Source organism: Bacillus sp. GbtcB14 (assembly GCF_019091205.1).
GTDB lineage: Bacteria > Bacillota > Bacilli > Bacillales > Bacillaceae_G > Bacillus_A > Bacillus_A cereus_AG.
Genome location: NZ_JAGXJT010000003.1, coordinates 494,948 through 516,913 on the forward strand (window position 1 = coordinate 494,948; position 21,966 = coordinate 516,913).

Below are 21,966 nucleotides of genomic sequence, written 5' to 3' on the forward strand. Positions count from 1 at the left end.
ATTAGTTGTTCCCCTTTCCAAGGTGGAATGTTTCGTGTACAGTCCATGTTCCGTTTTCTAATTGATATAGAAGGTGGAAGCGATCAATTGGTTGTTCATAATAGAAATCTTTCATACGTAATCGGCCTAATACATCAGCATGCTCTGCATCTGATAAGCCTTGTCCAATTGTTAAATGAGGTACGAAAGCGTATTCGCGTTCTTGTGTAAAGAATTCATGATGCATTTCTTCATTTAAGAAAGTAAGTTCAGGTGTTTTTTCTACTTTAAAATAAAGAACATTATTAACAGGTGCGAATGAACCAACTTTTCCGACGTGAAGGGTGAAAGGGTTCGTTTTACTTGCGATTGTATGTAACTCGTTTACAATCGATTCTAATTGTTCATCTTGCGTCTCAAAGGGTGTTTTCAATGTAATGTGTGGCGGAACTAATGCGTAGTGCGGATCATAACGTTTACGCAATCCGTTCGCTTTATCTTGAATCATTTTAGATGGAAAAATTACAATGCCTAATTTCATGTTCCAATTCCTCCCTTTGTAAGTCTAGTTAGATTTTGAGAAAAACAACTCTCTTCATCTATTATATCAAATTATTCTGAATACTGCTCTCTATTATTTCATTGATAGAATATGAGAGAAGGCTTTCGGTAAATCAGTTTGCCAATATTTCCACGTATGGTTACCTTCAAACTCCTCGTAATGCGTGATGAAATTTCTATCTGTCAGAAGCGTATTGAGCTCACGGTTCGGCTGTACGAAATCAGATACTTGTCCATCCGTGCGCTTTACAGCTGTTTCTTCTGTCCCAATGACGTGATAAAGTTCTAGCGCCTCCGGATTTTTGAAGTCTTTTGCTAAGTTCATCACTGTTTCATCAACAAATGGTGATTGCATAACGACTTTACCGAATGTATGCGGATACATAAGTGCAGTCATAAAGGAAACTGTCCCGCCAAGAGAATCCCCAATTAACACACGACCTTTTCCCATTTGGTACGTTGGGTAATTTTCATCGATATATGGTGCAAGTTCATGAGCAAGGAAACGGATATATGCAGCGTTTTTCACTTCATTTGGGAAATATTTTTCTTTACGATCGTGTACATTTTTATATGGAATACCGACAATAATTGTACGGTCAATTTCTTCAGTTTCACGAAGACGCTCAATTACACGGTGCGCTTTACCAAGCTGAAAATAATCTCTACCATCTTGTGCAATTACCACTGTATGTTTGTGCAGTGCTGTGTAATTTACTGGTAAGTAAACGAGAAGTGTAACATCTTCTTGAAGTGATGCGCTATAAAATGAAATTTCTTCAATTCTCCCGATTGTTTGATTCATGTAGATCCCCCTAAATAAAAATTTACTGTAATGATTGTAAGAGCGACGCTTGTAGTGAAAAAAGAAAGAAATATTCACTAATAGGTGCTTTCGTTTCTATTTTACCATAATGGTACGAAGAATCTAAAAAATTAGTATTTAAGTTATGAAAGAAAACGGATATAATGAAGTGGGATTTTTGACAGGTGAGAGGGGAGACGGAATTTGAAACAAGAAAGATCAATCGCGCTACCATTAGCAATTTCCATTATAGCAATTTCCTTCGCAGCAGTTTTTGTAAAGATGTCCTCAGCACCATCTTCAATATTAAGTATGTATCGATTATGGATTATCGTACTTATTATGCTGCCAATCGTTTGGAAAAAACGGGAAGAATTTAGTAAGATTCAAATAAAAGATTGGGGATTTTTAATTGGATCTGGTTTCTTCTTAGCACTTCATTTTCTTTTATGGTTTGAATCTTTAAAGCATACGACAGTTGCTAGTTCGACGATTATTTTAGCGCTTCAACCAATCGTATCTTTAGTGGGAGGTTTTTTCTTATTTAAAGAAAGAACGACATACTCAGCCATTGCAACAATGGGAATTGCGATATTAGGTGTAATGTGTATTGGGTGGGGAGATTTAGGACTAAGTGAACAAGCAATCTATGGAGATATATTATCCTTTTTAAGTGTAATAGCGGTTGTCGGTTATTTATTTATCGGGCAAACGACAGTAAAGAAAGTATCACACTGGATTTACAGCTTTACAGTTTTTGCATTCGCGGGTATTTTTATGGGGATTTATAATATAGTGTTGCAAGTGCCTTTTACAGGTTATACGAAGTGGGATTGGACCGTTTTTCTTTTACTTGCGGTTGTACCGACAGTGTCACACGTCATTAATAATTGGTTATTAAACTACGTAAATGCAACAACAATTTCAATGAGTATTTTAGGAGAACCTGTTGGAGCATCTATACTGGCGTTCTTCTTACTCGGGGAAAGACTAAATGCCATGCAAATTATCGGTAGCATGCTCGTATTGTTTGGCGTATCTGTGTTCTTACTACAACAACAAAAACGAACAGCAAAAAATGTAGTAAATGAGCCGGCGTATACACAGGAATTATAATGTTAGAGGAGAAAAGAGAAGTTGGAATACTTCTCTTTTTGTTTTATAGAAATACGGGCGTAGGAGGGGGAAAGGGGAGGAAAATGGAAGAAATATTAAAGAAGTATATGCAGAACCTTACAACACTAAGTGAAGAAGAGCAGCACATGATTCTCAGTGAATTACAAATTGGCGAATATAAAAAAGGAACAGTGCTCCTAAGGCAAGGAGATGTTCCTTCGAAATGTTATTTTGTATTAAAAGGATGCGTGAGACAACATTGTATAGATGAAGCCGGGAAAGAAGTTACATCAAATTTTTATACAGAAGAACAAGCAATCGCAAATTTTAATCATCATAAACAAGATAAATCATCCCCGTATACGTTAACGTGTCTAGAAGATTGTCTAGTTGTAGTTGGCGACCTGTATAGTGAAAAGGACATGTATAAGAAATATTCACAGTTAGAAGAAATGACGCGTAAAATGGTCGAGTATAATTTTGGTGAAGTACAAGATGAACTTGCCTTATTTATCTCATCGACACCAGAAGAACGATATAAAGCATTATTACAAAAACGACCGCATTTAATCGATCGAGTTCCTCAATATCAATTGGCGAGTTATCTAGGTATTACGCCAGAGTCATTAAGTAGAATTAAGAAACGAATTAAGTAGTGGATTTACCACCTTTCAACAGTAGCCATATCGCAAGTCCTAATTCACCTGCAATCATAGGTAATTGGAACAGTGATTGTATGATTGCGATGAGCGTATCATATTGTGAAAACATTGTATTCATGATGTGAATTACGATATAACCGATAGCAGCGATGAATAGTAATACACTAATCAATTTCGGTATTTGTTTAGATAGAAAAGTTACATATCCTAAAGTGAAAAGATGTAAGCCGAAAATGATTAACCCTACAGACCAAATGTATTTAAAAGCTTCTAGAAATAACATTGTATATGCTTCTGAATTAGCAACTGTACTTTTTGAAAGAAGTAATACAAATGTTAAATTGAATATAGCAATCCCAAGTATCGCTGTATACATAAGACGAAGCAAGGCAGCTAGTAATGAGAGGCTAGTATGAATTGGTTTTAGAAAGAAATAAAGAGCCCACGCGGCGACAATATCAGTAATGAAAATGATAATCCAACCGAAGATTTCCGCTTTGAAAAGTGAATTTGAAGTTTGGATATTACGGAATGTCGCGCTCGCATCTTCTTGTACAACGAGATTTTCATGAACAAAACCGTAAGAAAAAAATGCAATGAATGCCATAACAAGAAGAGAAAAGCCAGCAAATAAGGCATACTTTCGTTTAGTCATAATACGTCCTCCTATTCTAATGTTGTTTTCATTGTAATAGGGAAGAGGAGGGGGTTCATTGACTTAAATCAAGAGAGGGGAAGTTTAGTGGAATTTTCATCAAAAAAAGATATATGGTTATATCCAATTTTCTTCGTTGTCATTGGAGCGTGTTTTGCTCCCCTATTTGCAGGGAGAGAATATTTTCTTTTATTTTTTACAATTCCGTTAGCGATATTATGTATTTGGAGTTGGTTTTCAACAAAATATATTGTCGGAGAAGAAGCAATTATTATTAGATCGGGTTTCGTTAAAAAACGCATATTTATACGAGATATAAAACAAATTTCAAATACGAAAAATCCAATAGCAGCTTATGCCTTATCATTTGATCGACTTGAAATTGTTTACGGCGCACATCAAACAGAAGTTATTTCTCCTAAAGATAAAGACCAATTCATCAATCACGTTAAAAGTAAAAATTCACACATTGAAACAAAGTAAAAGAGTGACTACGAGGCCACTCTTTTACTTTGGATTTGTCATATAAGGTTGTACATGAATAATGCATAGGTCACGGAACTTTCCTTCAGCAGTTGTAACAATTACGACTGCTCTACCTGCACTTTTTCCGGTAATCGTTACCGTATCCCCTTGTGGATACAGTGTGATAACATCAGCATTCATATTTGTCCAAATAAGTTCTGTATTCGTTGCTTGTACTGGCAAAACAGAAGCTGATAACTCAGTGCTTTGCCCAGTTCTTACTTTTAACTTATTTTTTTCCATATGAACACCAATGACTGAAATAACAGAAGGAGCAATAGAAATTTTGGGTGGATTAGGTTGTATGTTTAAACGAGAAGCAGAAGTATTTGTAATAGGTGAAAATTTTCGTGTTTGTTGTTGCTGGAAAGCTGCTAACATTTTGGAGTCCCCTTTCTGTATAAGTGCTGATAGTACTACTATAAAGGAGTAGTGTTATGTTAAATTTAACGAAACATAAAGAATTTGTTAAATTTGAGAAGAAGATTGTCGAATTGTAATAAAAAGAAAGCTCTGCTGTTATGATAACAGCAGAGCTTTCTTTTTATAGATTATGACTATGGTGTTTTTCGAAGTTCTCAAATTGCTCTTCAACTTCTTTTGAAGGTTTAGTTAGTAAACTAACAATTATGATTACTATTAAACTAATAGCGAATCCAGGAATCATTTCATATAAGAAATCTTTTAAGAATTTGAATTGAGTCCAAATAATTACTGTAGCGGCACCTGAAATCATACCAGCAAGCGCACCCCATTTTGTCATGCGTTTCCAGTATAAGCTTAATAAAATAGCAGGTCCGAATGAAGAACCAAATCCAGCCCAAGCGTATCCAACAAGAGCTAAAATCGTATCATTTTGTTTAAACGCTAATGCGCACCCAACTAATGCAATAACAAGTACAGCCATACGGCCAACAAATACAAGCTCTTTATCAGAAGCAGAACGTTTAAAGAATGTACGATATAAATCTTCTGTTATAGCACTAGAAGTAACGAGCAACTGAGATGAAATTGTACTCATAATAGCTGCTAAAATAGCTGCTAATAAAAATCCAGTAATAAGTGGATGGAATAAAATTTTTCCTAGTTCAAGGAAAATTGTTTCCGGGTTAGATAATGTTAACTCTTGTTGTGAGTAGTAAGCAATACCGATAAGGCCAGTAAACATAGCTCCGACAACAGAGAAAATCATCCAGCTCATACCAATTCTTCGTGCGCTTTTAATTTCTTTTACAGAAGAAATCGCCATAAAGCGTACGATAATATGAGGTTGTCCAACATAACCAAGGCCCCATGCAAATAAAGAAATCATTCCTAAAGTAGAGGCACCTTTAAAAATATCTAAACGTGTTGGATCTACAGAACGAATTGTATCAAATGCAGGTCCAAGTCCGTTCGAATTCATAATTGTTACGATAGGAACAAGAATAAGAGCAATTACCATAATGATTCCTTGCACGAAGTCTGTCCAACTTACTGCTAAGAAACCACCAAATAATGTGTAAGCTACAACAACGCCAGCTACAATGAATAATCCAACATGGTAGTTCATACCAAATGAATTTTCAAATAATACGGCGCCTGAAACTAATCCTGAAGCTACATAAAAAGTAAAGAAAATCATAATAACAAGTCCGGATACTAAGCGTAGCATATGAGATTTGTCGTGGAAACGGTGTTCCAAAAATTCTGGGATAGTAATAGAGTTGTTTGCAATTTCAGAGTAGGTACGTAAGCGAGGAGCGACATATAGCCAGTTTGCGTATGCGCCTAGTGTTAGGCCGATCGCAATCCAACTACTACTTAATCCAACGCTAAACATTGCACCTGGTAATCCCATTAAAAGCCAACCACTCATATCGGATGCTCCAGCGCTTAATGCTGTTACTGCGGGGCCTAGTGTACGCCCGCCAAGCATATAATCTGTTAAGTTGGACGTTCGTTTATAGGCGAAATAGCCAATTACTAACATCCCGAGCATGTAGATAGAGATTGAAGTTAAAGTTAACATCTGCGTACTCATGTAGTTCCCCTTCCTTTTGTCATGTCTTTTGATGCGTTTTGCATATTTATAATCTATCATGATTATTCTGAAAAATCCATACGGAAATATGAATTTTCAGAAATGTAAGCGTTTTTTGACATCATTTTACTTTTTAAATATATAATATTCATACAAAAAACCTTATTTTTAATAGAGTATTTATTATATTTACATAAAAAGAGGTTGTTTTGTCAATATAATATTGAAAGGAGAGAAAAATAAAATTCTTTTAAAAGTATTGACTTATGAAAAAAGTTAGGTCTATAATGAGTGCAACTTAAAAAAATGCAAGCGTTGATGAAGAAGAGTACACATGATGAACATGTCAGAGAGCTGATGGTTGGTGCGAATCAGTATGGAATTGATGTGGAATGGGCTTCGGAGCTTCCAAACCGAAACGAAAGAAGTAGGCTTTGGCGACATGATCTCATCGATACAAGAGACACGTATTGTTTTTGATACGGTAAAGTGCGTTACATTTGTAACGAATTAAGGTGGCACCACGGGAGTACCCGTCCTTTCTATAGGATGAGTACTCCCTTTTTGTGTACAAAAAATTAAATAAATGAAATCGTTGAAGTAAGAAGAGTACGTATATTGGAGACGTTACAGAGAGCTGGGGATAGGTGGGAGCCCGGTGCGGTGCCATATACGGAATGGGCTTACGAGAGGTATGCTGAACAATTATTTTTAGTAGGCAGCCCGGGTTCCGCCGTTACAAGGATAAGGTATATATTTTGTACCTGAATAAAGCGGGATGCTTTTGCGTCCAACATGAGGTGGTACCACGGTAAATTTATCGTCCTCTACATATTTCGATATGTAGAGGACTTTTTTTATTTTTCGGAGTGAGGTGAAAGGCATGATGACAAAAGACGAATTTATGAAGCAAAACGAACAAGGAAAAGCATTTTTAGTAATCGCTGAAGAAGAAGGAGATAGCATTACGCCAATTTCTTTATATAGACGTATGAAGGGAAAGAAAAAGTTTTTATTAGAAAGCTCCCAGCTTCATCAAGATAAAGGACGCTATTCTTACTTAGGATGTAATCCGTATGGTGAAGTGAAAAGCGTTGGTACGGAAGTGGAACGAACGATTTATGGCCGGGCAGAAAAGCTGCAAGGTAACGTACTACAAGTGTTAGAACAAGAAACCCGGTCAGCACAAGTAGACAGTCCATTCCCATTTTGCGGAGGAGCAGTTGGTTATATTGGCTATGACGTTATCCGGCAATATGAAAACATTGGAGCAGATTTACACGATCCATTGAATATTCCAGAAGTGCATCTTTTATTGTACCGTGAGTTTATCGTGTATGACCACTTACGCCAAAAATTATCATTTGTATATGTATGCAGGGAAGATGATACAGCTTCTTATGAAGAAGTATATGAAAGATTGCAAGTATATAAAGAGGAAGTGCTACAGGGAGAAGAAGCGGAAGTAACTGAAATAAGATCAACATTATCATTCACTTCCTCTATAAAAGAAAAAGAATTTTACGCGATGGTAGAAACCGCGAAAGAGTACATTCAGGCTGGGGACATATTCCAAGTCGTATTATCCCAGCGTTTGCAAAGTGAATGTATTGGTGATCCATTCGCTTTATACCGAAAACTTCGGATTGCCAATCCATCACCATATATGTTCTATATCGATTTTCAAGATTATGTTGTACTCGGTTCTTCGCCGGAAAGTTTGCTATCGGTAAGAGAGGATAAAGTGATGACGAATCCAATTGCCGGTACGAGGCCGAGAGGGAAAACGAAGCAGGAGGATGCGGAAATTGAGAAAGAACTGTTAGAAAATGAGAAAGAACGAGCGGAGCACATGATGCTTGTGGACCTTGGGCGGAATGATATTGGCAGAGTAAGTGAAATTGGATCCGTGACGATAGATAAATATATGAAAGTAGAAAAATACTCTCACGTTATGCACATTGTATCCGAAGTTTACGGAACATTGCGAAAACGAATGAGTGGATTTGATGCATTAGCGTATTGCTTACCAGCAGGAACAGTGTCAGGTGCTCCGAAAATTAGAGCGATGGAAATTATAAATGAGCTAGAGAATGAAAAAAGAAATGTATACGCAGGAGCAGTTGGATACGTTAGTTTTTCAGGGAATCTTGATATGGCGCTCGCCATTCGAACGATGGTCGTAAAGGATGAAAAAGCATACGTTCAGGCAGGAGCGGGAATTGTTTATGATTCAGACCCAGTAGCTGAATATGAAGAAACGTTAAATAAAGCGAGAGCACTATTGGAGGTAATGAAATGATTGTACTAATTGATAACTATGATTCATTCACATATAACTTGTATCAACTGTTAGGTGAATACGAAGAAGATATTGTAGTCGTAAGAAATGATCAAATAACGATAGAACAGCTAGAAGGGATGAATCCTACAGGAATTGTGCTTTCACCAGGACCAGGAAAACCAGAGGATGCTGGCATTTGTATCGAAGTGATTCGTCATTTTTATAAGAACGTTCCCATATTAGGCATTTGCCTCGGACATCAGGCAATTATATCAGCATTTGGAGGAGAAATTGTTAGAGCAGAGCGCATTAAGCATGGAAAAACATCACGCGTGAAACATAACGGAACGTCAATCTTTTCATACGTGACACAGCCGCTAACAGCGATGCGCTACCATTCACTTGTTGCAGCGCAAACGAGTTTGCCACAGTGTTTTGACATACTAGCGACAGCGATGGACGATGGAGAAATTATGGCAGTTCGTCACAATTATTATCCGTTATTCGGATTACAGTTTCATCCAGAATCAATCGCGACAGAAGAAGGCGGAAAGTTAATACGTGCCTTTTTAGGCGAAGTGAAGGAGGAGGAAAGAGTATGAATAACTATCTTCGTAAATTAGTGGAGGGACAACATTTAACAGAAGAGGAAATGTATAAAGCAGGGCTTCTTTTATTAAATGAAAACATATTGGAAAGTGAAATTGCAGCTTTCTTAGTTTTACTGAAGGCGAAAGGTGAAACGGCAGAAGAAATATATGGCCTTGTTCGAGCTCTTCGTGAAAAGGCATTACCGTTTTCGAACCATATACAAGGAGCGATGGACAATTGCGGGACGGGTGGTGACGGTGCCCAAACGTTTAATATTAGTACAACATCGGCATTCGTACTGGCAGGAGCTGGCGTAAAGGTTGCAAAACACGGTAACCGAGCGGTTTCTAGTAAAACAGGAAGTGCAGATTTATTAGAAGAACTCGGTGTAAATATTAGCAGTACGCCAAACGAAATTGATTATTTATTAGAGCATGTCGGCATTGCATTTTTATTCGCACCAGCGATGCATCCAGCATTAAGGCGCATTATGAAAATAAGAAAAGAATTAAATGTGCCGACGATCTTTAACTTAATTGGTCCTTTAACGAATCCGGTGAATTTAGAAACACAATTTGTCGGCATTTATAAACGAGATATGTTACTACCAGTTGCGCAAGTATTACAGAAGCTGGGAAGAAAACAAGCGCTTGTCGTAAACGGAAGTGGATTTTTAGATGAAGCATCATTACAAGGAGAGAATCATGTTGTCATTTTAAAAGATAATGAAATAGTAGAAATGAGTATTGATCCAGAAAAGTATGGTTTTTCAAGAGTGAAAAATGAAGAAATTAGAGGAGGGAATTCAAAAGAAAATGCAAAGATTACGCTCGGGGTATTAAGCGGAGAAAAGAGTGTTTACCGCGATACTGTTTTATTAAATGCAGGTCTAGCCCTTTTCGCAAATGGAAAAGCAGAAACGATTGAAGAAGGAATTACACTCGCGGCACATAGTATTGACTCAGGAAAAGCATTAGCCAAACTAAACTTATTAATTGCAGCAAGTAATGAAAAATTAGAAAGGGTGAATTAAAATGGGGACGATTTTAGACAAAATTGTAGACCAAAAGAAAAAGGAAGTTGCGGCATTATATGAAACGTATACACCATTAAAAGAAAGTAGAAAGATACATTCACTTGTAGAAGCATTACAGCAGTTTACTGTTATTGCAGAAGTAAAGCGAGCATCACCATCAAAAGGAGATATCAATTTACACGTTGATGTACGAAAACAAGTAAAAATATATGAAGAATGCGGCGCAGGAGCAGTTTCTGTTTTAACAGACGGTCAATTTTTTAAAGGTTCATTTCATGATTTGCAAACGGCAAGAACGGAAAGCAACATTCCGCTTTTATGTAAAGATTTTATAATTGATAAGATTCAAATTGATAGGGCGTATGAAACTGGCGCAGATATTATTTTACTAATCGTAGCGGCGTTAACGAAAGAGAAGTTACAAGAGCTGTATAGCTACGTACTAGAAAAAGGACTTGAAGCAATTGTTGAAGTGCATGATGAACAGGAATTAGAAATTGCGATCCAATTAAATCCGCACGTTATCGGTATTAACAACCGTAATTTAAAAACATTCGAAGTCGATTTAAGCCAAACAGAAAAGCTTGGAAAACGATTAAACGAGGAGAAATTACTTTGGATTAGTGAAAGCGGGATTCATTCAAAAGAAGATATTATTCGTGTCAAACGAGCTGGAGCGAAAGGTGTATTAGTTGGAGAAGCACTTATGACATCATCTTCTATTCGTACCTTTTTTGAAGATTGTAAGGTGAACATATGAAAGTGAAAATTTGCGGCATCACTGATATTGAAACGGCAAAACGTGCTTGTGAATACGGAGCTGATGCACTCGGATTTGTTTTTGCAGAAAGTAAGCGGAAAATCACTCCAAGGCTAGCGAAAGAAATCATTCAGGAGATTCCAGCAAACGTATTAAAAATCGGTGTTTTCGTAAATGAATCAGTAGAAGAGATACAGAAAATTGCAGATGAATGCGGGTTAACGCATGTGCAACTACATGGGGATGAAGACAATCATCAAATCAAAAGATTGAATATTCCGTCTATAAAAGCGCTCGGAGTAGCTTCAGAAGGTGATATGAAAGACGCTCAAGCATATGAAACAGATTATATATTGTTTGATAGTCCAAAAGAAAAGTTTCATGGAGGAAATGGAAAGACATTTTCATGGGAATTACTTGAGCATATGCCAAAAGAAGTGCAAAAGAAAACGATATTAGCAGGTGGATTAAACGCTTTTAATATAGAAGAAGCGATTCGAACTATTCAGCCGTACATGGTCGATGTAAGTAGCGGAGTAGAGACAGAAGGAAAGAAAGATGTAGAGAAAATAAAACAATTTATTATAAAAGCGAAGGAGTGTTCCAAATGAATTACGCATATCCAGATGAAAAAGGTCACTACGGTATATACGGAGGACGATACGTTCCAGAAACGTTAATGCAATCTGTATTAGAACTAGAAGAAGCATATAAAGAAGCGATGCAAGATGAAGAGTTTCAAAAGGAATTAAATCATTATTTAAAAACGTATATCGGAAGAGAAACACCGCTTTATTTCGCTGAAAATATGACGAAGTATTGCGGCGGTGCAAAAATTTATTTAAAACGTGAAGATTTGAATCATACAGGAGCTCATAAAATTAACAATACAATTGGTCAGGCACTTCTTGCAGTACGAATGGGCAAGAAAAAAGTTGTCGCTGAAACAGGGGCTGGACAACACGGTGTTGCAACCGCTACTGTATGTGCTCTTCTCGGATTAGAATGCGTCATCTTTATGGGAGAAGAAGATGTGAGACGGCAAAAATTAAACGTGTTTCGAATGGAATTACTAGGAGCGAAAGTAGAAAGTGTAGCGGCAGGTAGCGGCACACTAAAAGATGCGGTAAACGAGGCGCTTCGCTACTGGGTTTCACACGTGCACGATACACACTACATTATGGGATCCGTTCTCGGACCGCATCCATTCCCGCAAATTGTCCGTGATTTCCAAAGTGTAATTGGGAAAGAAACGAAAAAACAATATGAAGCGTTAGAAGGGAAGTTACCAGAAGCAGTCGTCGCTTGTATTGGTGGTGGTAGTAATGCGATGGGCATGTTTTATCCATTCGTACACGATGAAGAAGTCGCTCTTTACGGCGTAGAAGCAGCTGGAAAAGGCGTTCATACAGAAAAGCACGCAGCGACTTTAACGAAAGGTAGCGTTGGTGTTTTACACGGATCGATGATGTACCTTCTGCAAAATGAAGAAGGACAAATTCAAGAAGCTCATTCTATTTCAGCAGGACTCGATTACCCGGGTGTGGGGCCAGAACATAGCTTGCTAAAAGACATCGGCCGTGTTTCTTACCACTCAATTACGGATGAAGAAGCGTTAGAAGCGTTTCAATTATTAACGAAAAAAGAAGGGATTATTCCGGCATTAGAAAGTTCACATGCTGTCGCATATGCATTAAAATTAGCGCCCAAAATGAAGAAAGAAGAAGGACTTGTCATTTGTTTATCTGGCCGTGGTGATAAAGATGTAGAGAGTATAAAACGTTATATGGAAGAGGTGTAAAAAATGGGAGTAGAAAAAATTAAAGCAGCGTTTGAAAATGGTAAGAAAGCATTTATTCCGTACGTAATGGGCGGAGATGGTGGTCTTGAAAAATTAAAAGAAAGAATTCGTTTTTTAGACGAAGCAGGAGCAAGCATCGTTGAAATCGGTATTCCGTTTTCAGATCCAGTCGCAGACGGTCCAACGATTCAAAGAGCAGGGAAACGAGCGCTAGATAGCGGTGTAACATTAAAAGGCATTTTTCAAGCATTAATAGAGGTAAGGAAAGAGGTACAAATTCCGTTTGTACTCATGACATATTTAAATCCAGTACTCGCATTCGGAAAAGAACGATTCATCGAAAACTGTATAGAAGCAGGGGTAGACGGTATGATCGTTCCGGATTTACCGTATGAAGAGCAAAATATTATTGCCCCGTTACTTCGAGAGGCAAACATTGCGCTAATTCCACTCGTTACAGTAACGAGCCCAATTGAGCGAATCGAAAAAATTACGAGTGAATCAGAAGGATTCGTCTACGCCGTTACAGTGGCGGGCGTAACAGGAGTACGTCAAAATTTTAAAGGTGAGATTCATAGTTACTTAGAAAAAGTAAAATCACATACGCAATTACCGGTAGTGGCAGGGTTCGGTATTTCAACAAAGGAACATGTAGAAGAAATGATTACAATATGTGATGGAGTAGTCGTTGGAAGTAAAGTCATTGAGCTGTTAGAAAATGAAAAGCGAGAAGAAATATGTGAATTAATACAGGCAACAAAACAAAAAGAAGAGGCATAAGTCTCTTCTTTTTGTTTTGTGTAATAAATGTTAAAATATACAGAAAATACATATAACTTAGAGGGTGAGAAGGCATGCTAAGACGGAAACTACTATATCTTCTTTTAACTGTACCACTATACGCTTGGCTTATTAGCATGACGACAATAGAGGTGATGGCTCTATTTTTAGGATATGTATTTATCTTTTCCAACTTAAACAGAATTCAAGAGCAATCTATTTTAGAAGTATGTATATTTTCGATTAGTATAGAACTATTTAGTATCGTTTCGATTGTATTTTTGAATGAATTATTTCTCTGGATCCATTCATTTGAATTAATGAAATTTGGAAATGTTGTATTGCAAGTAATATGTGCTTATATTGTGTTTGTTGTGTTAGACAAAATAGTCGGACAGCAGAGCGTTTTTCAGGATAAAAGAAAATGGGAGTGAAAGGAGCCATTTGGCTCCTTTTTTGAATCTGTTTTAAAAACAATTGAAAAATATTACATCTGTTATATAATAGTTAAAAATTGTATTTTAAATGAAAAGAGATGATAACATGGCCATATTGTTGGCACTTATCCCAATTATGATGATTTTCATTTGTTTATTTTTATTTAAACAAACTTCATTACGGTCCTCTTTAATTGCTTACGTTGTGTCTGTTGGAATCGTTTTACTCTCGCCAACGTTTCAATTAGGGATAAGTGAAACTGTGCATGCAACGATTAAAGGTTGGTTAATTTGTTTTATTGTCGGGTACGTTTTGTTTTTCGGTATTTTTTTATTTCACCTCATGAACAAAATGGGGTACATCGATCAAGTAGCGCGTTTTTTAGAAGAAGTGACGCACGATCGTTTATTACAAATGCTTCTTATGTGTTTTGGTATTTGTCCGCTAATTGAATCGGTAAGTGGATTCGGAATTGGCTTTATGGTTGCAGCACCTATCTTTCTATCATTAGGCTATAAACCGTTTCAAGCTGTACTACTTTCATTTATTGGTTTACTAGCTAGTTCATGGGGCGCAATGGCAACTGGTACGATTATCGGTTCGCAGCTTATAAATATGCCGCTTACAACACTTGGCACAAATACGGCACTACTAAGCATTCCGATGTTTGCTTATTTCGTCATTCTTTCTTTACACGTTGTTGGTGGCTGGCGGGCCGTTAAGGAAAAGTGGAAAGAAGGATTCGGTTTTTTTCTATTATTCTCTCTCGGAATCTATCTTTCTAACGCATATGTAAGTGTTGAACTAGCAGGTATATTAAGTTCTATCGTTACAATTACATTTGGCTTTCTTATCATTAAATTAAAAGGAAAAAGTGAGCAAAATTTAATGACAGAACATGCTGCGGCAACGGAGAGAGAAGTATCTATTATAAAAATAATTAGCCCTTATATATTCTTAACTGTTTGTATTTTACTTTCTCGCCTCGTACCAGCATTACATGATGTATTCAGATCATATGCAGTCCTTGATTTAAAATCATACTCTTATAAATTAGAAATGCTATATTCACCAGGATTTTGGCTCGCCATGACGTGTTTATTTACAATTATTTTCTTCCGCATTCCATCTCATATTATTAAACAATCACTTTCGCAAACGATAAAACAATGGATTCCTTTTGCGATTACAACGACAATGTTCATTGCGATTGCAGAGCTAATGGGTGCATCTGGTATGCATTCATTACTTGCAAAAACAGCGGGTGACACATTTGGAACATTTTTCGTTTTCGTTGCTCCATTTATCGGCGGAATCGGTGGCTTTTTAACAGGTAGTAACGCCGGATCAAATGCGATGTTTATAAAACTACAAATGCAAACGGCGCAAAACGTAGCACTTCCGTGGCAATACGTCACAACGCTTCAAAACACCGCATCATCAGTAGCGACAATCGCTTGCCCATCACGTATTACGCTAGGTGCGTATTTATGTAACATCCCGTATCGTGAAAATGAACTATTAAAGAAGACGACGTTAATGATTTTTGGTGCGGTGTTGCTTATAGTGGTAGAGGTTGTTGTTTGGTATATGTTGAGAAATTAAAAATCCTCCTAGCGTAGGAGGATTTTTTTTATGATTGGATAATGTTTTAAACATGAATAGCTTCTATTAAATGAATAGGAGATGAAATGTATGCCCCTAAAAAACTACGGCGTGTTAAAAGGTACAGCTATACAATCAAAGATTGGAAAAGGGTAACTAACTGTTACAATTTATTTAGCTAATTATAACTAAAGTGAATTAAATATATCAGTAAGCCCTGCCAGTCAAGTGGTTGGCTAGCGGGCGGGGGAACTGCGGGCAATTTCTAAATATGATTGAACAACAACGTGGCTAGAAATGGTGAACGTGCATGCTGCGAAATCAGAAAAAATCAATCAGATGGCGCAAGGTTAAATCCTAAACGCTAGAACAATGGATCTTCCGCCTCGAATCATCTAAGTCAAAATGGATAAGATGAACGTTCAACGGCTATCTCGTATAACTGACGAGAGTACATCACAAGCTTATGGTGGTGGGAAAATCCTCTATCTCTAAGTAGATAAACATATAGTCTGCGCTCATGTGAAAATATGAGAAGTTCATAAGAGAACTGGCTAAGGAATTGCGCCCTTAGTTGAACGAGATACATTTGATTAAATCTATCAAATCTCATTGAACCTATCGAACGTATGTGCTACGATAAGTTTAATGAGGTAAGAATAATAATGAAATTTTTACGAGTTAGTCAAGTATCAGAATTAACAGGTTTGCATCCGAGGAGTTTTACGAGAATGCTGATGGAACACGCTACGATTCAGAAGAACAAATCTTTCATTAAAGGAGTTACATTCTGATGATATTGGCGAAGAAAGTTAGACTGATTCCAACGCCTGAACAAGAAAGAGTGCTGAGAAACCATGCTGATGCTGCAAGATTTACTTATAACTATTGTAAAAGAATGAGTGATAGATACTATAAGCTATTTGGAAAATCTGTTTCACAGTTAGCTTTACAGAAACGATTTACAAAGATCAAGAAGCGAAAGAGATATGAGTGGTTAAAAGGCATTAATGCACAAGTGCCAAAACAGGCTTCAAAAGATTTTGATATGGCGAGAAAACATTCGTTCAAAAAGTACAAAAATGGTTCTCACACTTCTTATAAATCCAAAAAAGATGTAATCCAAGGATTTTATGCCAATTATGAAAGACTAGTTATAGGAAAGAAAGTAGTTCATATTCAGTCTATTGGAGAAGTGAAAACAAGCCAACAACTACCAAGAAACAAAAAACCATCCAATCCAAGAGTTACATTTGACGGTCGTCACTGGTGGATTAGTGTGGGGTTCCAAGAAGATTTTGAATTCCAAGAACTAACCAATGAGTCGATTGGTGTGGATGTTGGGTTAAAAGAGCTGTTTGTAGCTTCTAATGGTATGAAAGAACGAAATATAAACAAAGATGCCAAGGTTAAAAAACTTTTGAAAAGGAAAAAGTCAGCACAAAGAGATATGTCTAGGAGATTTAAAAAAGGTGTAAAAATTCAATCTGCCGGATATGAAAAAGCGAAAGCTGAGCACCTGCGGTTATCTAGGAAAATTACGAATATCCGAAATAACCATATCCACCAAGCAACAGCTAGATTGGTGAAAACCAAACCAATGAGGATTGTTGTGGAAGACTTATCTATCTCAAACCTGTTAAAAAACAAAAAACTATCGAAAGCATTTTCCTTTCAAAAATTAAACTTCTTCTTTCAATGTTTATCATACAAGTGCGAGAAGTATGGCATTGCGTATGTAAAAGCTGATAAATGGTTCGCCTCAAGCAAGATTTGCTCATGTTGCGGCGTGAAATACGACCATTCAGTTCAACCAGAAGGACAGTGGAGTTTAAAAATACGTGAGTGGTGTTGTGCTTCATGCAATAGCCATCACGATCGGGATGTAAATGCGTCGATAAATTTATCAAGATGGGTAAAATTAAATGCTTGATAATAGGAGGTAACGATACTGCCTCGTGTGGAGTGTTATACCCCTCGTCCCTTTGGGGTTGCGAGAACACTTTGAAGCACTAACTTGTGTAAATTTGATTGAATTGTATAGATTTAGTTAAGTTTATCGTATCGGAAAACTCCTCATTATCAAGTTCATTTACAAGGCGAAGCAGGAGTGGATTATCGTATTGCAATTAACGTGAAATCGCAAAGTTATCCGTCAGAAGTTTTATATTTTGTGAGCGACAATATTCATTCAGAAGCAATTCATATTTTACCGACATTACCATTCGGTTTTACAGAAATAAAAAACAATGAACCGAAAGTAGCTTTAGACTACGTAAGAGGTAATGTATTTGATTCGAAACAAATGATTCCTTTACCTGCTGAAAAAGCAGGAGTAGATAATGATTTAAATGAAAAAATAGAACGTTATATAAAACGAGCGATAGAAGAAAAAGCGACCATTTACGCGTTTGGTGAAAGATGGGGACCAGAAGAAAATACACCCGATTCTTACTTTCATTTTGAACCAGGAAACGGGATACACGATATTCATATGAATCAAGGGAATGTGGAGAAATGGAAAGGTGATAATGGTATATGGCAAGACGGAGGCATACTCATTCACTTTGAAAAGAAAGAAGAATGGATCGGTATCTTTCTTGCCTTCCAGTCGCAGTCATGGTGTACAGATGAAGAAGGACATGCTCGTGTTCCGGTTGAGCATTGTGATTATAAGGGGAATAATTGAGGAGAGGAGGGCGTTCAAAACGAACGCCCTTCTCTTATTTTGTAGAATCCAAAACTAACAAGTGTAGAAAGACAAGAGAACAGCAATGCGACACTAGAAAATGCAATGAGGTACATATTATATTTCATCACTTTGCCAATTAGCTGATTACTGTCGTATTGAAATAGTCCTGCGATTATGTTGAATAAAAATAACACGATAAACATGACGATCACACCGTCTATTGATCCTTTAATATCTGGTTTACTTAAAGCGATATGTGCAGAAATACAAATGGCGATAAATAAAAATAGCCAAAAGGAAGGATTCAATAAATTACTTATTGTAAATAAGCTTTTCAATAATACAAACGTCGACAAGAGCATGTTTTGAACCATTTCTATATTAATAGAAGTAGAAGCAATTGTTTTTTCGAGAGTTGTATTAAATAAGAAATATGAATTTGGTACGAAATAGCGCATTAAAAGGATTAACGCAGTAATACCAGAAATAATAGGACCGATTCCAATGAAGAAGTTCCCAATTCGTTGATATACACTTTTTTGATTGTATTGATGTTGTACGTAGCCTAAAGCACCTTGACTTGTATCTGTTGGGAAAAACTGCGTTGCTACAATTTTATGACGAAATAGTACACACATAATGGCATGTCCAAGTTCGTGAATCGGAACACCAATCCACGCCGTTAAAAGGAATCCTTTTCTTCCGAAAGCTCTCGACCAATACATGCGTGTGAGAGATTCTAAATAGCCTAATAGAAATCCAATTACAATGATAACGCCAATTAAAGAAAATAATTGGATTACGCTTGTAAGGAGTATTTGAAAAATTGAGTTTACAAATTCCATTGTTTTTCATCCAATCTGTTAAAAATATTATTTATTCTGTTTCATAATAGCATTATTTTTCAAGATTGCTAGCATATATATTTTCTTTTGAAAGAAGGACTTCACAATCTTTTTCTTGTAGTCATGTTTTATGTACAAAGTCATATATTGAATTTGTAACACCCTATACGGTATATGCTTAAGGAGGGATGAGAGAATGAAATGTCCGGCGTGTCATACGGAAAATGCAACCGAGGCAAAGTTTTGCGGGAATTGTGGACATTCGTTAACGGAGGAAACAGTCGCAAGTAGTGGCCAAGAAGAAGGGCCGGAACTAGCGCGCGCGGCACAAGTGAAGGAAACTCGACCAAATGAAACGTTAGAGCAAGCGAAGCGATTTGCAAGTGGGTATTTTCAGTTCTTTAAAAATGCTTTTAAATCCCCATCGGCTATTATGAAAAGTGGAAATATTGAAGTGCGAAATGGAATTACAAGTCTTATTCTTATTTGTTTTTTAGGAGCATGTATTTTTTATAGAATGATGAGTGCTGCAGCAGTTGTTACGAGAACATTTGCACCCGATATACCTACTCCTACATTCTTTTTGGACACTGTAACGGTCTTTTTATTTTTACTAATTTTAACTTTATTTGTCGGATTTATTATTTTTGTAAGTGGGAAGATGATGAAATCATCTTTTTCGTTTCTTGAAGTATTTGGTATATGGGGAACGATAGCGACGCCAGCTATTGGGATATTAGTGCTTTCTTTTCTGCTTAGCTTTTTATTAATCTTTTTCTTACCAATTTTATTAGGTCTGGCTACAACGTATATGGCAATTAGTATAATTGTATCTATAGTAAAACTAGATAACGGTGGATTAGATCTTGTCTACACACTTTTTATCGCAAATGTTTTAATCGGAATTGCAACATTCATTGTACTGTGGTCTTACATTAGCACGATAATTCAAACCTTTACACAGGGATTAACTGGCTTCTAACGAAAAGGTGGTTGAATGGATGAATGTATGTACAAAGTGTGGGACTCAGTTTGAAGACGGTGTGCAATTTTGTCAAAACTGCGGGATGAAGAGGGGGAGTCCTGTAGTAAAGAAGAACATGAGTGGTGGTGCAAAGGTTGGTATTACGCTGTTATCCCTATTTGTTATAGCGATTGTCGGACTCTATTTGTACGGATCATCGTATTATAAGCAGGCGGCACAAGTAGACCGAATGATTACTATTGTACAAGAGAAGGACGGGAAGAAGTTAGCTGAAATCGTCACGGTAGATGATCCATCAGTTATTGTAACGAGAGAGAGTTTAATGCCACTATTTTCGTATATAAAAGAAAATCCATCTTACGTGAATGAATTGAAAGACTATTTGAGGCAAGGTGAAAAACGAGGGGACGGAATCGAAAGAGCAGATTTTTCGTTAACGAAAGACGGTAAGTATTTCTTTTTATTTGATCGGTATAAATTGAAAGCGAAGGCTTATTATACGACGTTGCTTTCAAATGAAAAAGGTGCATCTTTAAAAATGAACGGAAAAGAAATTGATAAAACAGATGACAAAAAGTTTGAGAAGCAATATGGGCCGTTTCTTCCAGGGACTCAAGTGTTTCAATCAGAATATAAAAATGACTATGTGAAACTATCACGTGAGGAAAAGGTTGTACTTATGAAACAAGGTCAAAATAACGTAACGATAGATTTAACGTTGCAAGGTCAATATATTACAGTGCAAACGAACTCGCCTGGTGCAACATTGTACGTGAATCAAAAACCAGTTACAGCGCTAGCGGGAGAAGAAATTACGTGGGGGCCGGTAGCAACTGATGGAAGTGCGACGATTTATTTAGAACGAAATGGAGAAAATGGAAGGGAAGCGACGAAGGTAGAAACGGTAACGGCATTTCCTTCGTATAATCTTCCATTCCAGAAGAAAAGTACAGAAAAAACAGTTGTTTACAATGTTACTCCGCCGTCTACGACTCGGTATGTATATAATGGTTTCATCTTCCCTGATAGTGATATTCGAAAACTAACGAGTGCAGATTTAGCGTATGTATCGAAAGAGCAATTGAAAATAGCGAGAAACGAAATATACGCAAGACATGGACATATGTTTCAAACGAAAGATATGCAAGCGTATTTTTCAAAACAGTCTTGGTATAGAGAAAATCCATATTTTACAGGAAAGCTAACGGATATTGAATCTTATAATGTTGAACTAATCAAATCAAGAGAATAGAACACGTGAAAAAAGGTACAGTGCATAACTGTACCTTTTTTATGGCTTTTTATCTGGACCAGGATCCCTTGAGAAAAAGATATGAAAGAGGAATGTGACTTTACTCGCTCCTCCTGATGTACTTGCTTGCACATCAGTTAAAGAACTAGACGTTAAAGCAGCTTCGGAACGAGGAGGGACGATTATTTTGAGAGCATCATCTGATTCTGAAGATATAGTAACTGTTATTGTATCCTCAGAAAAATTTAAAATTTTAACAGTACCAACTGGAAAGATGGATTTGCGAGCGTGTGATGCAGAAGCAAAGCGGGTCGCTTTCCAAATAGTTTGTGAGAAAGTGTCATTGTCAGATAACCAAGCGCGAGCACTGTATAAAGTTACACTCACAGTAAATTCTTGTTCTAGCGGGAGGGCGGGTCTCGGTTCTAGCGGTTCCTCGGGAAGCTGGACGAGAAGACCGGCACACATATATTTCACCTACTTTCGATAGTTACTGTTATAGCATATTAAACATGTTGTTTATAAGACACGACGGTTACCTATTCAGGCATAGGTTTGTGCACCAAATTTG

The 21,966-nt window shown here is 36.9% G+C and carries 22 protein-coding genes, 1 pseudogene and 2 other annotated features; of the genes and pseudogenes, 16 read left to right on the forward strand and 7 right to left on the reverse strand.

Annotation, left to right across the window (positions count from 1 at the left end):
* Position 1: 1 nt before the first annotated feature.
* Together KVT31_RS11480 and KVT31_RS11485 are read right to left on the reverse strand one after the other, a co-directional pair.
* The gene (locus KVT31_RS11480) at positions 2–520 is read right to left on the reverse strand and encodes a YjcG family protein (RefSeq protein ID WP_088095575.1); all 519 of its coding nucleotides are present in this window, start codon (positions 518–520) and stop codon (positions 2–4) included.
* Between the two features lie 93 nt (positions 521–613).
* Positions 614–1,345, reverse strand: coding sequence for an alpha/beta hydrolase (locus KVT31_RS11485; protein ID WP_088095576.1), 732 nt, complete (start codon positions 1,343–1,345; stop codon positions 614–616).
* A gap of 204 nt (positions 1,346–1,549) precedes the next feature.
* Between KVT31_RS11485 and KVT31_RS11490 the strand changes: the two genes are divergently transcribed.
* Both KVT31_RS11490 and KVT31_RS11495 read left to right on the forward strand, forming a co-directional pair.
* Positions 1,550–2,461, forward strand: coding sequence for a DMT family transporter (locus tag KVT31_RS11490; RefSeq protein ID WP_000808244.1), 912 nt, complete (start codon positions 1,550–1,552; stop codon positions 2,459–2,461).
* Positions 2,462–2,544: 83 nt separating this feature from the next.
* Entirely contained in the window at positions 2,545–3,117 is a 573-nt protein-coding gene (locus KVT31_RS11495) for a Crp/Fnr family transcriptional regulator (RefSeq protein WP_088095735.1), read from the forward strand.
* Here the strand turns inward: KVT31_RS11495 and KVT31_RS11500 are convergent.
* Positions 3,110–3,778 carry a DUF4386 domain-containing protein gene (locus KVT31_RS11500; protein ID WP_088095577.1) on the reverse strand — a complete coding sequence of 223 codons (669 nt, stop codon included), beginning with the start codon at positions 3,776–3,778 and terminating at the stop codon, positions 3,110–3,112. The genes KVT31_RS11495 and KVT31_RS11500 overlap by 8 nt on opposite strands.
* 87 nt (positions 3,779–3,865) lie before the next feature.
* On the opposite strand from KVT31_RS11500, the gene KVT31_RS11505 reads away from it, so the two are divergent.
* On the forward strand, positions 3,866–4,261 hold the full coding sequence (locus tag KVT31_RS11505; RefSeq protein ID WP_088095578.1) for a PH domain-containing protein: 396 nt from the start codon (positions 3,866–3,868) through the stop codon (positions 4,259–4,261).
* A 24-nt stretch (positions 4,262–4,285) separates the two neighbouring features.
* Here KVT31_RS11505 and KVT31_RS11510 read toward each other — a convergent pair whose 3' ends face one another.
* Both KVT31_RS11510 and putP read right to left on the reverse strand, forming a co-directional pair.
* Positions 4,286–4,684, reverse strand: coding sequence for an Ig-like domain-containing protein (locus tag KVT31_RS11510; protein ID WP_088095579.1), 399 nt, complete (start codon positions 4,682–4,684; stop codon positions 4,286–4,288).
* A gap of 163 nt (positions 4,685–4,847) precedes the next feature.
* Positions 4,848–6,326 carry a sodium/proline symporter PutP gene (putP, locus tag KVT31_RS11515; protein WP_088095580.1) on the reverse strand — a complete coding sequence of 493 codons (1,479 nt, stop codon included), beginning with the start codon at positions 6,324–6,326 and terminating at the stop codon, positions 4,848–4,850.
* Positions 6,327–6,632: 306 nt separating this feature from the next.
* Positions 6,633–6,870, forward strand: a binding site (T-box leader).
* A 42-nt stretch (positions 6,871–6,912) separates the two neighbouring features.
* Positions 6,913–7,157 (forward strand) — a binding site (T-box leader).
* A 52-nt stretch (positions 7,158–7,209) separates the two neighbouring features.
* Between putP and trpE the strand changes: the two genes are divergently transcribed.
* From trpE to KVT31_RS11575, 11 genes and pseudogenes are all read left to right on the forward strand, one after another.
* Positions 7,210–8,628 (forward strand): anthranilate synthase component I, encoded by a 1,419-nt coding sequence (gene trpE, locus KVT31_RS11520; protein ID WP_140392384.1) that lies wholly within the window; start codon positions 7,210–7,212, stop codon positions 8,626–8,628.
* A complete protein-coding gene (locus KVT31_RS11525) occupies positions 8,625–9,212 on the forward strand; it encodes an aminodeoxychorismate/anthranilate synthase component II (protein ID WP_088095582.1) in 588 nt (195 codons plus the stop codon). The genes trpE and KVT31_RS11525 overlap by 4 nt, the downstream gene beginning before the upstream one ends.
* Positions 9,209–10,234: an anthranilate phosphoribosyltransferase gene (gene trpD, locus KVT31_RS11530; RefSeq protein ID WP_088095583.1), complete on the forward strand. Its 1,026-nt coding sequence runs from the start codon at positions 9,209–9,211 to the stop codon at positions 10,232–10,234. The genes KVT31_RS11525 and trpD overlap by 4 nt, the downstream gene beginning before the upstream one ends.
* Before the next feature lies 1 nt (position 10,235).
* Positions 10,236–10,997 (forward strand): indole-3-glycerol phosphate synthase TrpC, encoded by a 762-nt coding sequence (trpC, locus tag KVT31_RS11535; RefSeq protein ID WP_088095584.1) that lies wholly within the window; start codon positions 10,236–10,238, stop codon positions 10,995–10,997.
* Complete coding sequence (locus KVT31_RS11540) at positions 10,994–11,608, forward strand: phosphoribosylanthranilate isomerase (protein ID WP_088095585.1); 615 nt, start codon at positions 10,994–10,996, stop codon at positions 11,606–11,608. The genes trpC and KVT31_RS11540 overlap by 4 nt, the downstream gene beginning before the upstream one ends.
* A complete protein-coding gene (gene trpB / locus KVT31_RS11545) occupies positions 11,605–12,798 on the forward strand; it encodes a tryptophan synthase subunit beta (protein WP_088095586.1) in 1,194 nt (397 codons plus the stop codon). The genes KVT31_RS11540 and trpB overlap by 4 nt, the downstream gene beginning before the upstream one ends.
* Before the next feature lie 3 nt (positions 12,799–12,801).
* A complete protein-coding gene (gene trpA, locus KVT31_RS11550; protein WP_088095587.1) occupies positions 12,802–13,578 on the forward strand; it encodes a tryptophan synthase subunit alpha in 777 nt (258 codons plus the stop codon).
* A gap of 74 nt (positions 13,579–13,652) precedes the next feature.
* A complete protein-coding gene (locus KVT31_RS11555; RefSeq protein ID WP_088095588.1) occupies positions 13,653–14,012 on the forward strand; it encodes a DUF4029 domain-containing protein in 360 nt (119 codons plus the stop codon).
* A gap of 109 nt (positions 14,013–14,121) precedes the next feature.
* Entirely contained in the window at positions 14,122–15,621 is a 1,500-nt protein-coding gene (locus KVT31_RS11560; protein WP_088095589.1) for an L-lactate permease, read from the forward strand.
* Positions 15,622–16,414: 793 nt separating this feature from the next.
* Positions 16,415–17,554 (forward strand): RNA-guided endonuclease InsQ/TnpB family protein, encoded by a 1,140-nt coding sequence (locus KVT31_RS11570; RefSeq protein WP_217613528.1) that lies wholly within the window; start codon positions 16,415–16,417, stop codon positions 17,552–17,554.
* 135 nt (positions 17,555–17,689) lie between these two features.
* Positions 17,690–18,310 (forward strand): annotated as a pseudogene (locus tag KVT31_RS11575) (DUF2278 family protein); the annotation flags it as partial.
* A gap of 14 nt (positions 18,311–18,324) precedes the next feature.
* Here KVT31_RS11575 and KVT31_RS11580 read toward each other — a convergent pair.
* Positions 18,325–19,158 carry a hypothetical protein gene (locus KVT31_RS11580; protein ID WP_088095590.1) on the reverse strand — a complete coding sequence of 278 codons (834 nt, stop codon included), beginning with the start codon at positions 19,156–19,158 and terminating at the stop codon, positions 18,325–18,327.
* 196 nt (positions 19,159–19,354) lie between these two features.
* Between KVT31_RS11580 and KVT31_RS11585 the strand changes: the two genes are divergently transcribed.
* Together KVT31_RS11585 and KVT31_RS11590 are read left to right on the forward strand one after the other, a co-directional pair.
* On the forward strand, positions 19,355–20,140 hold the full coding sequence (locus KVT31_RS11585; protein WP_088095591.1) for a zinc ribbon domain-containing protein: 786 nt from the start codon (positions 19,355–19,357) through the stop codon (positions 20,138–20,140).
* A gap of 19 nt (positions 20,141–20,159) precedes the next feature.
* Positions 20,160–21,395: a TcaA 3rd/4th domain-containing protein gene (locus KVT31_RS11590; RefSeq protein ID WP_088095592.1), complete on the forward strand. Its 1,236-nt coding sequence runs from the start codon at positions 20,160–20,162 to the stop codon at positions 21,393–21,395.
* 39 nt (positions 21,396–21,434) lie between these two features.
* On the opposite strand, the gene KVT31_RS11595 is transcribed toward KVT31_RS11590, so the two are convergent.
* Positions 21,435–21,863 (reverse strand): hypothetical protein, encoded by a 429-nt coding sequence (locus tag KVT31_RS11595; RefSeq protein WP_088095593.1) that lies wholly within the window; start codon positions 21,861–21,863, stop codon positions 21,435–21,437.
* Positions 21,864–21,966: the final 103 nt, after the last annotated feature.

What these genes read in the sequence shown, in the direction of transcription:
- KVT31_RS11480 (WP_088095575.1), bottom strand. Translation starts at nt 520, where the DNA reads ATGAAATTAGGCATTGTAATTTTTCCATCTAAAATGATTCAAGATAAA.
- KVT31_RS11485 (WP_088095576.1), bottom strand. Translation starts at nt 1,345, where the DNA reads ATGAATCAAACAATCGGGAGAATTGAAGAAATTTCATTTTATAGCGCA.
- KVT31_RS11495 (WP_088095735.1), top strand. Translation starts at nt 2,545, where the DNA reads ATGGAAGAAATATTAAAGAAGTATATGCAGAACCTTACAACACTAAGT.
- KVT31_RS11500 (WP_088095577.1), bottom strand. Translation starts at nt 3,778, where the DNA reads ATGACTAAACGAAAGTATGCCTTATTTGCTGGCTTTTCTCTTCTTGTT.
- KVT31_RS11510 (WP_088095579.1), bottom strand. Translation starts at nt 4,684, where the DNA reads ATGTTAGCAGCTTTCCAGCAACAACAAACACGAAAATTTTCACCTATT.
- putP (WP_088095580.1), bottom strand. Translation starts at nt 6,326, where the DNA reads ATGAGTACGCAGATGTTAACTTTAACTTCAATCTCTATCTACATGCTC.
- trpE (WP_140392384.1), top strand. Translation starts at nt 7,210, where the DNA reads ATGATGACAAAAGACGAATTTATGAAGCAAAACGAACAAGGAAAAGCA.
- KVT31_RS11525 (WP_088095582.1), top strand. Translation starts at nt 8,625, where the DNA reads ATGATTGTACTAATTGATAACTATGATTCATTCACATATAACTTGTAT.
- trpD (WP_088095583.1), top strand. Translation starts at nt 9,209, where the DNA reads ATGAATAACTATCTTCGTAAATTAGTGGAGGGACAACATTTAACAGAA.
- trpC (WP_088095584.1), top strand. Translation starts at nt 10,236, where the DNA reads ATGGGGACGATTTTAGACAAAATTGTAGACCAAAAGAAAAAGGAAGTT.
- KVT31_RS11540 (WP_088095585.1), top strand. Translation starts at nt 10,994, where the DNA reads ATGAAAGTGAAAATTTGCGGCATCACTGATATTGAAACGGCAAAACGT.
- trpB (WP_088095586.1), top strand. Translation starts at nt 11,605, where the DNA reads ATGAATTACGCATATCCAGATGAAAAAGGTCACTACGGTATATACGGA.
- trpA (WP_088095587.1), top strand. Translation starts at nt 12,802, where the DNA reads ATGGGAGTAGAAAAAATTAAAGCAGCGTTTGAAAATGGTAAGAAAGCA.
- KVT31_RS11555 (WP_088095588.1), top strand. Translation starts at nt 13,653, where the DNA reads ATGCTAAGACGGAAACTACTATATCTTCTTTTAACTGTACCACTATAC.
- KVT31_RS11560 (WP_088095589.1), top strand. Translation starts at nt 14,122, where the DNA reads ATGGCCATATTGTTGGCACTTATCCCAATTATGATGATTTTCATTTGT.
- KVT31_RS11570 (WP_217613528.1), top strand. Translation starts at nt 16,415, where the DNA reads ATGATATTGGCGAAGAAAGTTAGACTGATTCCAACGCCTGAACAAGAA.
- KVT31_RS11580 (WP_088095590.1), bottom strand. Translation starts at nt 19,158, where the DNA reads ATGGAATTTGTAAACTCAATTTTTCAAATACTCCTTACAAGCGTAATC.
- KVT31_RS11585 (WP_088095591.1), top strand. Translation starts at nt 19,355, where the DNA reads ATGAAATGTCCGGCGTGTCATACGGAAAATGCAACCGAGGCAAAGTTT.
- KVT31_RS11590 (WP_088095592.1), top strand. Translation starts at nt 20,160, where the DNA reads ATGAATGTATGTACAAAGTGTGGGACTCAGTTTGAAGACGGTGTGCAA.
- KVT31_RS11595 (WP_088095593.1), bottom strand. Translation starts at nt 21,863, where the DNA reads ATGTGTGCCGGTCTTCTCGTCCAGCTTCCCGAGGAACCGCTAGAACCG.